This window comes from Suttonella ornithocola (assembly GCF_001889065.1).
Classification (GTDB): domain Bacteria; phylum Pseudomonadota; class Gammaproteobacteria; order Cardiobacteriales; family Cardiobacteriaceae; genus Suttonella_A; species Suttonella_A ornithocola.
The window spans coordinates 1-13,884 of record NZ_LWHB01000063.1 but is presented as its reverse complement, the minus strand read 5'-3'; the positions used below and the strand labels follow the sequence as shown (position 1 = coordinate 13,884).

At 38.6% G+C, this 13,884-nt stretch carries 13 protein-coding genes and 1 pseudogene; 9 read left to right on the top strand and 5 right to left on the bottom strand.

Features of this window, described 5'->3' with window-relative positions:
• The 7 genes from A5N85_RS05420 to A5N85_RS16940 form a co-directional block, all read left to right on the top strand.
• Positions 1–1,031 (top strand): rod shape-determining protein (locus tag A5N85_RS05420; RefSeq protein ID WP_249023930.1); only part of this gene is annotated, 1,031 nt, incomplete at its 5' end.
• A gap of 2 nt (positions 1,032–1,033) precedes the next feature.
• On the top strand, positions 1,034–1,945 hold the full coding sequence (gene mreC / locus A5N85_RS05415; protein WP_084601653.1) for a rod shape-determining protein MreC: 912 nt from the start codon (positions 1,034–1,036) through the stop codon (positions 1,943–1,945).
• A 1-nt stretch (position 1,946) separates the two neighbouring features.
• Positions 1,947–2,417 carry a hypothetical protein gene (locus tag A5N85_RS05410; protein ID WP_072576318.1) on the top strand — a complete coding sequence of 157 codons (471 nt, stop codon included), beginning with the start codon at positions 1,947–1,949 and terminating at the stop codon, positions 2,415–2,417.
• Positions 2,414–4,318 (top strand): penicillin-binding protein 2, encoded by a 1,905-nt coding sequence (gene mrdA / locus A5N85_RS05405; protein WP_072576317.1) that lies wholly within the window; start codon positions 2,414–2,416, stop codon positions 4,316–4,318. Before A5N85_RS05410 ends, mrdA begins: the two co-directional genes overlap by 4 nt.
• Complete coding sequence (rodA, locus tag A5N85_RS05400) at positions 4,302–5,438, top strand: rod shape-determining protein RodA (RefSeq protein WP_084601652.1); 1,137 nt, start codon at positions 4,302–4,304, stop codon at positions 5,436–5,438. Before mrdA ends, rodA begins: the two co-directional genes overlap by 17 nt.
• The gene (mltB, locus tag A5N85_RS05395; protein ID WP_072576316.1) at positions 5,435–6,493 is read left to right on the top strand and encodes a lytic murein transglycosylase B; all 1,059 of its coding nucleotides are present in this window, start codon (positions 5,435–5,437) and stop codon (positions 6,491–6,493) included. Before rodA ends, mltB begins: the two co-directional genes overlap by 4 nt.
• Positions 6,486–7,169 (top strand): septal ring lytic transglycosylase RlpA family protein, encoded by a 684-nt coding sequence (locus tag A5N85_RS16940; RefSeq protein ID WP_072576315.1) that lies wholly within the window; start codon positions 6,486–6,488, stop codon positions 7,167–7,169. Before mltB ends, A5N85_RS16940 begins: the two co-directional genes overlap by 8 nt.
• A gap of 514 nt (positions 7,170–7,683) precedes the next feature.
• On the opposite strand, the gene A5N85_RS05385 is transcribed toward A5N85_RS16940, so the two are convergent.
• From A5N85_RS05385 to A5N85_RS05365, 5 genes and pseudogenes are all read right to left on the bottom strand, one after another.
• Positions 7,684–8,175 (bottom strand): IS630 family transposase, encoded by a 492-nt coding sequence (locus tag A5N85_RS05385; protein ID WP_072576314.1) that lies wholly within the window; start codon positions 8,173–8,175, stop codon positions 7,684–7,686.
• Positions 8,172–8,501 (bottom strand): annotated as a pseudogene (locus tag A5N85_RS05380) (IS630 transposase-related protein); the annotation flags it as partial. The gene A5N85_RS05385 and the pseudogene A5N85_RS05380, both read right to left, overlap by 4 nt.
• Before the next feature lie 901 nt (positions 8,502–9,402).
• On the bottom strand, positions 9,403–10,089 hold the full coding sequence (gene bioD / locus A5N85_RS05375; protein ID WP_072576312.1) for a dethiobiotin synthase: 687 nt from the start codon (positions 10,087–10,089) through the stop codon (positions 9,403–9,405).
• Positions 10,090–10,110: 21 nt separating this feature from the next.
• Positions 10,111–12,507, bottom strand: a complete 2,397-nt coding sequence (gene gyrB / locus A5N85_RS05370) for a DNA topoisomerase (ATP-hydrolyzing) subunit B (protein WP_072576311.1) — start codon at positions 12,505–12,507, stop codon at positions 10,111–10,113.
• Between the two features lie 135 nt (positions 12,508–12,642).
• Positions 12,643–13,104, bottom strand: a complete 462-nt coding sequence (locus tag A5N85_RS05365; RefSeq protein ID WP_169818624.1) for a PTS sugar transporter subunit IIA — start codon at positions 13,102–13,104, stop codon at positions 12,643–12,645.
• 82 nt (positions 13,105–13,186) lie between these two features.
• On the opposite strand from A5N85_RS05365, the gene A5N85_RS05360 reads away from it, so the two are divergent.
• A complete protein-coding gene (locus A5N85_RS05360) occupies positions 13,187–13,543 on the top strand; it encodes an IS630 transposase-related protein (RefSeq protein ID WP_072576138.1) in 357 nt (118 codons plus the stop codon).
• Complete coding sequence (locus tag A5N85_RS05355; protein ID WP_072576310.1) at positions 13,543–13,839, top strand: transposase; 297 nt, start codon at positions 13,543–13,545, stop codon at positions 13,837–13,839. The genes A5N85_RS05360 and A5N85_RS05355 overlap by 1 nt, the downstream gene beginning before the upstream one ends.
• Positions 13,840–13,884: the final 45 nt, after the last annotated feature.

The window sequence follows — 13,884 nt, the reverse complement described above, 5'->3', positions numbered from 1 at the left end:
GTGGGATGTTTTCTAGTGATTTGTCTATTGATTTGGGGACGGCAAATACTTTGATTTATGTGCGTGGAGAAGGGTTGGTCTTAGATGAACCTTCTGTGGTGGCAATTGCTGAAGACCCACAAGATGGTCGGAAAAAAATTGTGGCGTATGGTTCTCAGGCAAAGCAGATGTTAGGTCGAACGCCTGGTAATTTAACAACGATTCGTCCTTTACAAGACGGCGTGATTGCCGATTATAAAATTACGTCGATGATGCTTGATCATTTTATTAAGCAAGCACACGGTCGAGGCGGATTTTTTAAACATAGTCCGAGAATTTTAATTTGTGTGCCTTCAGGAGCGACTCAGGTCGAAAAGCGAGCGATTCGGGATGCTGCCGAAGTTGCTGGAGCACGAGATGTTTTTCTTATTCAAGAGCCGATGGCAGCCGCGATTGGCGCGGGTATTCCTGTGGATGAAGCTTATGGTTCAATGGTTGTGGATATTGGCGGTGGCACCAGTGAGGTCGCAGTTATTTCTTTAAATGGCATTGTGTATTCTGCTTCTGTGCGCACAGGTGGTGATAAGTTTGATAGTGCGATTATCGATTATGTCCGTCGTAATTTTGGGATTGTGATTGGTTTACCAACAGCTGAGCGGATTAAGAAAGAAATTGGTTGCGCCTATCCGTCTTCAGAAATCCGAGAGTTGGAGGTTCGTGGAACCAACCAACAGGAAGGTGCGCCGAGAAGTTTTACAATAAATTCCAATGAGGTTTTAGAAGCATTACAAGAACCTTTAAGTTCGATTGTTCGTGCGGTGAAGCAGGCTTTAGAACTAACGCCACCTGAATTAGCAGCAGACGTTGCAGATCGCGGCATTGTATTAACGGGCGGTGGAGCTTTATTGCGCGATTTAGACCGTTTGTTGATGGAAGAAACACGCTTAAATGTGATTATTGCAGATGACCCTTTGACATGTGTGGCGCGTGGTGGTGGAAAGGTGTTGGAGTTACTTGATCAGCGTGGTGTTGCCTCATTCTTAATGAATTAATTATGCTATTTCCTCGCCCTGAAAGCAGAGGACGAACTAAGATAAATTGGTTTCGTCCTTGGCTGATTGCGACTTTTTGTTGGCTCACAATTGTGCTTTTGGGTAAGCAAACGACATTGTTACAACCTGTTCGACATTTTTTGTCTTCTGCGGTTTATACGCCAGTAAGTTTGGTCTTACAGTCGCCATTACGCTTTGTTTCGTATGGATGGAGCAGTTGGCAACATGATAAAAGTTTATTAGCCAATGCAAAGCAATTAGAGTCGGAAAATAAAGCGCTACGCTCGCAAGTACAATTGATCGGTCATTATCAAGCAGAAAATCGGCGTCTACGAATGCTGATGGATTCAGTGGGAACAGTGACAGAACCCGTTTTGATAGCAGAACTCAATGATACGGATATTGAAGGGTATCGAGAGTCTGTAAAAATCAATCGTGGTAAAGCCGATGGAGTTTATCCTCAACAAGCGGTTATTGACCCTTTTGGTTTGGTCGGACAAGTGACTGAAGTATTTGAGCATGAAGCAAATGTGATGTTGATTACTGATGGTCGTAGTCGTGTGCCTGTTTATATTGAAAGAACGCATCAACGAGCGCTTGTGTCAGGAACCACTGAAAAAGGAATGTTAGCAATGTCCACTTTACGTTTGGATAGTGATATTGCTGTAGGCGATCGTTTGGTCAGCTCTGGTTTAGGAGGCGTCTTTCCAAGAGGATATCCTGTTGCTGAGGTCATTGCGGTAAGCCGTGATCAACGTAATTCGTTTTTGTCTGTAAAATTAAAGCCATTAGCTCAGCTTCAATCGATGCTAGAGGTTTTGTTATTAGATCAAAGAAGTGTGCCAGAATCGCCAATTTTACCTATGGGACCACCAGCACCTATTCGCTCTGCCCAATCTTCTTTAGGAGAATAAAATGCCAGTGGTGCTATTTTTATTTTTTTGCTGGACGTTGACGATTGGCGCCGTCTTTTTTCGTCCAATTTTTTTGTTGCCAGATATTTTAATGTTGGCAATGTTGTATCTTTTTTATTTTTCGCCACAAGTGAAGTTATGGCGCTATTTATTGCCTATCTCTTTATTGATGGACTTAGCTGCGCAAGTGGTATTAGGCTTTCATGGAATTTTGTATTTGTCTTTTGCGGTAATTATTTTTCCACTACGCCCATATTGGCGGGTTCTTTCTCTGTTTGAACAAGTGATGGGAATTATTTGTGCGGCGGTAGGGTTTCAAATTATTCGTTATTTGTTTTTGTATTTAATTGAAGGTATCCCAGCACCAGCGGGATGGTATTGGACGATTTTATTACAAATTATTATTTGGCCTTTTATGCGTAGAATCACAGAATGGTTTTCGATCCGTTATTTACCGCGTGAGCCGTCATGAAATTCAAACACGCCGATCCTTTATCTGGAAAACGAGAACAAGCCGATTTTGACACCTATCTGAAGCAATCTTTTACTCGTCGAATTATGTTGGTGGCGGTATTGGTATTGGCTGGGGTAATAGGACTGTTTTCTCGGATGTTTTTTTTACAAGTGAGAAAATATGATTATTATCGAACGCGTGCGCAGAGTAATCGCGTACGGATAAAACCCTTAATTCCAGAGCGTGGAACGATATATGATTGCAATGGTATTGCCTTAACAGAAAATATTTTGCGTTATCAAGTTGTCGTTAATCCTACACAAACTGGAAATTTAACGGAACTGCTGAAAGCTTTTTCAGACTTATTGCCCTTAACAGAAGAAGAAATAGCAGACTTTATCAAACGTTATAAAGCGGCTCGTCGATATGAAAGCGTTGTATTAAAAGATTCGATTAGCGAAGATGAACATTATCGCCTAGCCGTTAAGCTGTATCAGTTGCCCGGTGTGGCAATTGAGCCTTATTATGAGCGCTATTATCCACATGGCGTTTTAACGGCACATGTCGTTGGCTATACGAATCGTATTAATGAAAAGGATTTGCAATCAATTTCTCCTGATGATTATCGGGGCATTCAGTTTATTGGCCGTACAGGGATTGAACGGCAGTATGAAGATAAGTTGCGCGGAAAACCGGGTTATCAGCAGGTTGAAACAGATGCGAACGGTAATTTGGTACGGTTATTAAACGAGTTTCCTGCAGAACGTGGTCAAGATATTTACTTGGCATTAGACTTAAATTTACAACGATTTATTTATGATATTTTAGATGACTATCGAGGGTCTTCGGTGGTCATTAACCCACAAAATGGGGAAGTTTTAGCGATGGTATCGAAACCAGGGTTTGATACCAATTTATTTACCCGCGGAATCTCTCAAAGACAATATCAAAATTTATTAGATGATCCGCATGGACCGCTTTATGATCGTGCCTTAAAAGGACGCTATCCCCCAGGCTCAGTTATTAAACCAATGATGTATTTAGCAGGACTGTATTACAACGTGGTTGATAGCAGCACTAGAGTGCATTGTGGCGGAGCTTACCGGATTCCTGAAAGTAAAAGTAACCGTGTTTTTCACTGTTGGAATAGAAGAGGGCATGGCAGTTTAAATGGCGATGAGGCGGTTACACAGTCTTGTGATATTTACTTTTACTCGCTTGGCTATCATTTAGGGATTGATAAAATGGCTGAATACTGTCGGCATTTTTCTATTGGTGTACCAACGGGGGTTGATTTACCTAATGAAGATAGTGGCATTATGCCGACAAGAGAATGGAAAGAAAAACGCTATAAAACCAATTGGTATATTGGCGATACGATTAACGCTAGTATCGGACAAGGATTTTTAACTACAACGCCACTACAATTAGCTTATATGACCGCATTGATTGCGCGCAACGGGAAGCGCTTTACACCTCATTTGTTAAAACGAGTTTACGACCCCACACAAATGACCTTCCTATCTGTTAGCAATCATGATAATGGCTATTTATCCATTTATAATGAAGCAGATTGGCGATTGGCACAACGAATAATGGAACATGTTATCCATCATAAAACAGGAACTGCAAAAGGGATTGCTAAAGGGCTCCGATATCGGATGGCGGGTAAATCCGGAACCGTTCAAGTCATCTCTTTTAAAACCGACAAAAGAGTTCCAGGACACCAATTAGCTAAAGAGCATCAAGATAATGCGATGTTTATTGCTTATGCCCCCGCAGAAGCACCAAAAATTGCGGTAAGTATGGTCGTTGAAAGAGGTGGTGGTGGAAGTTCGACAGCTGCGCCGTTGGTGAGAAAAATTACAGATTTTTATTTGTTGGGTCAGACAGAGAAAGATAATGACCAGCTTGTATGATGTGCGCCGGCGCAGTGCCTGGCAAATAATTAAAAGCATCTTAGCTTATATCGATTGGTGGATCGTTCTAATCATTACAGTATTAATGGCGGCTAGCTTATTTATTCTGCACAGCACTTCCCCAACTGGTGCGACAGTTAATCGACAAATTTTAAGATTTATTGGCGGATGGCTATTATTTATTGGTTTCTTAAGTATTCCAGCACAGAAAATTCGACAAATAACCCCTTATTTATATGGATTAACAATTGTGCTGCTAATTGCCGTAATGTTTGCAGGCGTAAATGCTGGTGGAGCAAAACGATGGATTAATATTGGTATCGCACGGTTACAACCTTCAGAGATTGCTAAACTGACGGTTCCCTTATTAGTTGCATGGTATGTGACTCGTCAAGCACGCCCACCTAACTTAATTAACGTCATCATAGCATTAGCGATTATTGCTTTTCCTACGGGCTTGATTTTAATTGAACCTGACTTAGGAACAGCGTTATTAGTTGCTGCTGCGGGATTAATCGCTTTAATCTTTGCAGGACTACCCATTTGGATGATGGGTGTGGGAGGATTATTAGCCGCGATTGGTTTACCTCTATTTTGGTTTTTTGGAATTAAAGATTATCAACGCGAAAGAGTACTCACCCTTTTTAATCCGGATGCTGACCCATGGGGAGCTGGCTATCATATCATTCAGTCAAAAATTGCGATTGGTTCAGGAGGATTATTCGGAAAAGGCTATATGAATGGTACCCAATCGCAACTGGATTTCCTACCAGAATCTAGTACAGACTTTATTTTTTCGGTTATTGCGGAAGAATTTGGATTGATTGGCGTATCAATCCTTTTAGTGACTTATAGTTTGCTTATCTTTCGAGGATTATATTTATCGACAAAATTAGATAATCGATTTGCTCGCATTGTTGTTGCGAGTATTTTTAGTACCTTTTTTATCAATATATTTGTTAATATCGGCATGGTAAGCGGTTTTTTGCCTGTTGTTGGGTTACCGCTGGCAATGATTAGTTATGGCGGAAGCTCGGTTTTGTCTTTAATGACAGGCTTTGCTTTAGCACTTAATCTCATAGGCGGCTTTAAAACCCGCAAAGAACAGGAACATTTATGATACGAAAACTAATTTTTGGTTTTTTGCTAGTAGCTATAAATATTAGCTTAGCTCAAGAAGCCACTAATACAACAATAGTAGAATCTACAGCAACAGATACTATTCCAAATTATGCGCAATCAAAGCAAGCCTTGGAATTTATCCATCAATTAGCAAAAGAAAAATCGCTAGATGAAGCTTATCTGATTTCTTTACTAATGGCGGTGCATCGTGATGATGAAGTTTTAGCTAAAATGAATCGTCCAGCTGAGAAAACAAAGCCATGGTATGAATATAAAAAGATTTTTGATGATGCTGATCGTTTAAAAAAGGGAAAAGCTTTTTTTCAAGAAAATAGAGGCTGGTTAGAAAAAGCTTATAGACAATATGGTGTTGATCCCGCAATCATTACGGCTATTATCGGAGTTGAAACTCGTTATGGGAAAGTGACGGGTAAGACGCCTGTTTTACAAGCTTTATCAACATTATGTTTTGATTATCCTAAAAGAGCAGAATTTTTTTGTAGTGAATTAAAACATTACCTGCTACTAGCGCAAAGAGAAGATTGGAATCCTTTAGCTATACAAGGTTCTTATGCGGGAGCATTAGGAATGGCGCAGTTTATGCCTTCAAGCTATACCAATGATGCTATTGATTTTGATGGTGATGGTAAAGTTGATTTATGGAATAGCCCTGCAGATGCCATTGGATCGATTGCAAACTATTTAAAAAATCGTGGCTGGGAAAAAGATGGTGCTTTATTTGTGCAATTACCTATCCAACCAAGTTTAGAAAACTTTGGTACAAACCATAAACCTTACTTACTACTACATGCTATTGCCGAAGATAAATTGGTTAAAAATGACGAAAATTTAATTAAATGGTTAGATTCTCAATACGATGAATTGGTAGGAACGCTGACCCTGCAAGGCGAAAATCAAAATTTACCATTTATCACTTATAATAATTTTTATGTGATAACTCGCTATAATACGTCGCCAATGTATGCAATGGCAGTATCAGAATTGGCTGCTAAAATCAACAATAACCTTAACCAAGAGTCAACTGATGATTAAACAAACGGCAATAGCGCTATTTGCGCTTATACTCTGTTTGCCCGCTCATAGTGAAACACTGGCAAAAACAGCAGTCTCTAATAATATTAGTGGAACTGAGAAAGATATTACCAAGACTTCTGAACAATTTACTTTAGCATTGAAATCTTCTTCTGAAGTTTTGTCAGAAAACTCTCAAAAACCTGCATCTAATATTGTGAAACATATTGATTTTACCAAACAAGATCCTTTAGCCGCTGTAGATTACGGCGATGCTTCGCCAAACTTAAATACTTTATTAGCAAGTGAGCAGCCTTCAGCTGTATCAAGCAATAGAGCAATCGTACGAGCAACCAAATATACTGTTCGAGGAAAAACTTATCGTACGCTTGCCTCAGCAGAAGGATTTGAGCAAGAAGGGAAAGCTTCATGGTATGGTCCGGGTTTTCATGGTAGAAGAACGGCTAGTGGTGAAGTCTATGATATGAATCAGCTGACAGCAGCACATAAAAGGCTGCCATTGGGAAGCCAAGTAAAAGTAACGAATTTATCTAATGGTAAAAGCGTTATTGTGAGAATAAATGACCGAGGTCCTTTTCATGGGGATCGTGTAATTGATTTATCAAAGGCTGCTGCAAAAGAGCTAGGCGTTCTTCAGAAAGGTACTGCAGACGTCAGTATCACTACATTAAAATAAATTTCAAATAATTTATCAAAAATACGGCTAAATAGAATTATTTAGCCGTATCAAAAAATCAATATAGCAGACGTTTCTGACCTAATATAGCGGGACTCCTAAAAAGTGCGTACTGTACTTGGAGATAGTATGAGACCTTTGCAAAACACCTAAAAATAGAGAAATTTCAAATTTTAAAAATATATAGTCAAATCAGCTAAAAAACAGAACGTTATCTACCGCCAGAATGGCTAGATAAGGGCTATAGGATGTTTTGTTTTTTAGCTGATCTCACTATATTAAAATCATAGCGTTAATTTTTATGCTAATGGTAAAAACTTGTGTGAAACGGAACTCTGCAGAGGTCTCATACTATTACTGGAATAGCGATCTAATTTCCGTAACTCTTTTATTAGCCTTTGACTATAGCTTGCATACAAACTGATGAATCACAGACAGTTAACCTCAGTGCGGCAAAACGAGCATATGCTGTATGCGAGTTAGAGACATTGAGCTATATTTAGCTATAGTGCAATCATCTAAAATCCAACCCAATCCAAAGCAGATAAAAGCATAAAGTATCAATACAATCCATCCGCCATTCTTTGCGTATTTGCTTAATCCAAGCCCACATCTTTTCAATGGGATTTAAGTCTGGACTATAAGGGGGTAACCAAACTATCTCATGCCCATGCTCTTCAATGATTGCTTGAATATCACTGCGTTTATGAAAAGCGGCATTGTCCATGACAATTACACTGTTTTTAGGTAACTCAGGTAACAGTGCTTCTCTCACCCAATGAGAGAAAATATCGCTGTTAATAGAACCATCATATAAGCGTAAGGCAAACAATTCTCCATTGATAATGGCTCCAATCGCATTGCTCTGGTTCTTTAAATGCCAGTTATCACTTCCATGACAAACTTCTCCTTTTGTGCTGTAGCCATAAGGTCTATGAGCAAAGGCTTTAAAACCACATTCATCAAGATAGACTATCGGTTTGTCTTGAGCGGTCTTATCTACTATTTGTTCTTGAAAGTGCTCTCTTTGCTCTGTGTCGGCTTTTGGATGTTGGTTAATCTTTTTTTATGCGTTATCTTTAGTCGCTTTAGAGCATAACAAATCGCTGATTGCGAGCAATTAAAACGTCTAGCGCTTTCCCATTGGTAATCATCGGGATACTGCTCAATATCCTTAAGCAAGGCTTCATCATCAATCTTTGAGGGCTTACGCTCAGTAAAGCCTTTAGGATGGGGATTTTTAATCCAGCTATAGACGGTGAATTTGCTGATCTTGTAGCGCTTTGCAACAGCGCGCCAAGTTTCTCCATTAGCAATATCGTTAAGAATTTTCTGTCGGAATTGGCTGGCAGTAGGTCATAGGATATGCTCAGTTTGTTTTTGATAATTCGGTAGTGGTTTGAAAAGTATGCTGGAATATTATCAAATAATCCAATGGCAGTTAAATATTTGAATATCAATATGTTAAAAGAAGTATTTTTTGTAAGAGTATGTTTAGCATACTTTTCAAACAACTACCAATAATTCTACTACAAGTTGTTCTTTATATCTGCTTTGGATAGATTGGATTCTAAGTGATTTTACTATATTTGCTGGCTGTGTTTCAGATGATTTGCATAAATATAAAAAATACCGAAACCAAAAATCAGAATTATTCGACTCGTATAAGCGTAGTAAGTCTGCTTATAAAGTTATATTAAGTATATTTATTTGGGGAATGATAGAAAATGTATTATTAGATTATTCATATTATGGAATTTTCAAGATAACATTATGGACAATTTTCTTTTCTATTATTACTTTCATCCAATTTTTTGTTGTTATTAGATTACTTAATATTATTAACAAGAAATTACACAAAGAAGAAAAATAATTTTCTTTTAAATTTAATCAAAATCATCAAGTAATTATAGTCATTTAGCTTTAAAACAATAGCTGCAAGATAGAAAGAGATAATCTAGAAAAACCATTACATGAGACTTTTTACGAACCTTCTAGCTCAAAAGTTAGAAATTTTGCCACAATATTACAGATTACTTTTCCTCTTGTGATGCATATAATGAAGCAGCTAGAACATTTTTGTTAGGCTTAGATAAAAAAGATGTGCTTTGAAGCGAACTAACCACCTAAGTCTAAAAATTAAGTTAGCCGCTTAACAAGCATCTGGATGTAAGATATATGCGTATTAATGAAGGATTTTATTTTTAAGTTAAATCACTATCATTATGAATATTTATATTTCACTGAACCATTTATATAAGCTAGTACCATTTTGGCATTCATATAAAGATAAGCATTTAACCGCTGGATAATGCTGTTTACAGTACGTCCGCAAAAATTGTTCACTATCTTGCAAAATGGCTTTTTCTTGTTGCGGATATGGATTATAAATTAATGCAACGGGCAAGTACTGACGTGCTGCTAATGCCTCCAAACAAGCAATGGTCTGACTCAAACTACCTAATTTTGCACTAGTTACTAAAATTAGTGAAAGCTGTTCTTTTTGTATAAAGTCAATGGTTAATTCAGATGTATTGAGCGGAACAAATATTCCTCCCGCGCCTTCACAAAAAACCATTTCAGCCTGAATTTTCTCTATATAATCAGATAAGCGATGAGCGAGAAAAGTCGTATCAATAGAAGCCTTTTCTACCGCGGCAGCCAAATGAGGAGAAGCAGGCAAAGAAAACTGCATCCCCACACTTTCACCATTAATATCTAATGCGGTTGGTTTTACACTGCTTAGCTGTCGATGAACAAGAATGTCTTCGCTTATCTGCCCTTCTTGTCCACCCGTTTGCACCAATTTAAAACTACTGGCAGAAATATTTTTTGCTATCAGCGCTCGCAGCAACGTACCTGTTACATACGTTTTTCCTATCTCAGTATCAATCCCGCTAATAAAAAAAACTTTTGTCATTTGTGTAGGTTAAATTATTGCTTAAATATCAATATTACCGGCTCTAATAGCATTTTCCTCGATAAAAGCGCGGCGAGGTTCAACTTCCTCTCCCATTAGCATAGTAAACACTTCATCTGCCGCCATGGCATCTTGCACTTTTACTTGCAACATGCGGCGCACTTCTGGGTCTAAAGTTGTTTCCCAAAGCTGCTCTGGATTCATTTCCCCCAAACCTTTATAGCGTTGGATTTCATACGCTTTTTTGCCCTCGGAGAAAAGTGCTGTCATGACCTCACTAAAATAACGGACTTCAAAACGATTTTTGGTATTCTCAAAATATGCCCCTTCTTGAAGCAAACCATTGATTTGCTGCCCGAACTCTATAATTTTTTTGTATTCAGGACTATCGGCAAAATTTGCATCAAAATAATTATGCGTATCGTTGGCATGCTGACTAATGCGAATATGAATTCTCGGCACTTCTTCTCCAACTAATTCAGCAGTCAAACAAATACCAGGCTCACTATAACGATTTAGATGGCTTTGATAATCCTCAATCCATGTTTGCAACGCTTTTTTATCTTCAAAAAATGCTCTTTCTAAACGCGAAGTTTCGATAAGCGCTTTTAGAATACGGCGATCATAGCGATGTGAAAGTCTATCAATGAGCTTTTCTAATTGAAGATAATCTCTAGCAAGTTTTTCAAAAGCCGCTTTACTAATGGCAGGCGCATCTTTAGAAACATGCAAGGCAGCATCATCCAAAGTTTGAGTTAACAGCAGCTCGTTAAGTTCATGATCATCTTTGATATATTGGCTTTGGCGACCTTTTTTGACTTTATACAAAGGCGGTTGTGCAATATAAATATGCCCTCTTTCAACCAATTCTGGCATTTGACGATAGAAGAAAGTTAATAAAAGCGTACGAATATGCGCACCATCCACATCCGCATCCGTCATAATAATAATACGATGATAACGCAATTTATCAGGATTAAAATCTTCTTTCCCGATGCCTGTACCCAAAGCGGTAATCAGCGTACCAATTTCTGCAGAACCCAGCATTTTATCGAAACGAGCTTTCTCAACATTCAAAATTTTTCCTTTCAAAGGCAAAATGGCTTGAAATTTTCGATTGCGTCCTTGTTTTGCGCTACCACCAGCACTATCCCCTTCCACTAAGAATATTTCAGAAAGTGCGGGATCTTTTTCTTGGCAGTCTGCTAATTTGCCCGGTAATCCTGCGATGTCTAATACGTCTTTACGACGGGTCATTTCTCGCGCTTTACGCGCTGCTTCTCTTGCACGCGCAGCATCAACAATTTTATTAACGATAATTTTAGCTTCTGCTGGATTTTCTAATAAAAACTCTTTCAGTTTTTCACCCAACACACTGCTCACAATGCTTTTTACTTCACTTGAAACCAATTTATCTTTGGTTTGTGAGCTAAATTTAGGGTCTGGGACTTTAACGGAAACAACCGCCGTTAATCCTTCACGCGCATCATCTCCACTGGTCGAAATTTTGGCTTTCTTTAATAAGCCTTCTTCTTCCATATAGGAGTTAAGGGTACGCGTCATCGCCATTCGAAACCCTTCTAAATGCGTTCCACCATCTCTTTGCGGAATATTATTGGTAAAACAATATACATTTTCTTGATAGGAATCATTCCACTGCAAAGAAATATCGACAATCACTTCTTCTTTTTCTGTACTACAGCAAAAAATGGTTTCATGAATAGGGGTCTTATTTCGGTTTAAGTACGCCGTAAATGCTTTAATACCGCCCTCATATTCAAAAACTTCTTGTTTATCGCTACGTTCATCTGTTAAGACAATACGAACACCCGCATTTAAGAAAGAAAGCTCTTGCAAACGTTTAGCTAAAATTGCGTAATCAAATTGAACCGTTCCAAAAGTATCTGTGCTAGCCAAAAATCGGATTTCTGTTCCAGTTTGCTCTGTTTCTCCAACAACGGTTAATGGTGCTTGCGGCTCACCATGAATATAGATTTGTTTATGGATTTTCCCCTCTCGCCAAATTGTGAGCTCTAATCTTTCTGATAAAGCATTGACAACAGAAACCCCTACACCATGCAAGCCACCAGAAACTTTATAAGAACTCGCATCAAATTTTCCACCCGCGTGTAAAACTGTCAGAATTACTTCCGCAGCGCTACGCCCTTCCTCGGCATGAATATCAACAGGAATACCTCGTCCATTATCTCTAACAGTAATAGATTCATCTTGATGAATAATCACATTGATTTCCGTACAATAACCAGCTAATGCTTCATCCACTGCATTATCAACTACCTCAAACACCATATGATGCAAACCACTGCCATCATCGGTATTACCAATATACATTCCGGGACGGGTACGGACGGCTTCCAAGCCTTTTAAGACGCGGATGCTGGAGGAATCATAGCTCATGAGGTTTCCGTTCTACTTAACTTAAATTGAAGACGGAATTATAACATATTGAACCGTTTTTAACGGCATTCAGAAAAACCAAATAGCTTAAAAATATCAGATAAAGAATATTGAGATAAAAAACATTATCTCAATTTATATAGCCGATTGAATAGCAGTCAATAATGCTTCATTGCTTTGCGCCGCCCGAATCGCTTTTAATGCAGTAGCATTATCAATAAGCAAAGCAATTTTTTGCAACATTTTAAGATGACTATTCTTATCAATCGCTGAAAAGGCAATCACAATATCAACAGGATCATTATCTTTGCTACCAAACCTTCGGGGGGTTTCTAAGGTAACGATAGAAGCACCTGTTTTTAAGCTGCCTTTCTCTACGCGGGCATGTGGAATAGCTACACCCGGCGCAATAACAACATAAGAACCAAATCTTTCAATACTTTCTTCTATTGCGCGGATATATTGCTCAGTACAATATCCTTCCATTTGTAATAAATTTCCGGCTTGATAAACCGCTTCTCTCCAATAAGCCGCCTCAAATTTTGCTGAAAGCGTTTTAATATTGATGCATTGGGAAAAGGATTGGGATATAGTCAAATCACTTATAATCCAATCTATCCAAAGCAGATATAAAGAACAACTTGTAGTAGAATTATCAAAAACAAACTGAGCATATCCTATGACCTACTGTAGCCAATTCCGACAGAAAATTCTTAACGATATTGCTAATGGAGAAACTTGGCGCGCTGTTGCAAAGCGCTACAAGATCAGCAAATTCACCGTCTATAGCTGGATTAAAAATCCCCATCCTAAAGGCTTTACTGAGCGTAAGCCCTCAAAGATTGATGATGAAGCCTTGCTTAAGGATATTGAGCAGTATCCCGATGATTACCAATGGGAAAGCGCTAGACGTTTTAATTGCTCGCAATCAGCGATTTGTTATGCTCTAAAGCGACTAAAGATAACGCATAAAAAAAGATTAACCAACATCCAAAAGCCGACACAGAGAAAAGAGAGCACTTTCAAGAACAAATAGTGGATAAGACCGCTCAAGACAAACCGATAGTCTATCTTGATGAATGTGGTTTTAAAGCCTTTGCTCATAGACCTTATGGCTACAGCACAAAAGGAGAAGTTTGTCATGGAAGTGATAACTGGCATTTAAAGAACCAGAGCAATGCGATTGGAGCCATTATCAATGGAGAATTGTTTGCCTTACGCTTATATGATGGTTCTATTAACAGCGATATTTTCTCTCATTGGGTGAGAGAAGCACTGTTACCTGAGTTACCTAAACAGTGTAATTGTCATGGACAATGCCGCTTTTCATAAACGCAGTGATATTCAAGCAATCATTGAAGAGCATGGGCATGAGAT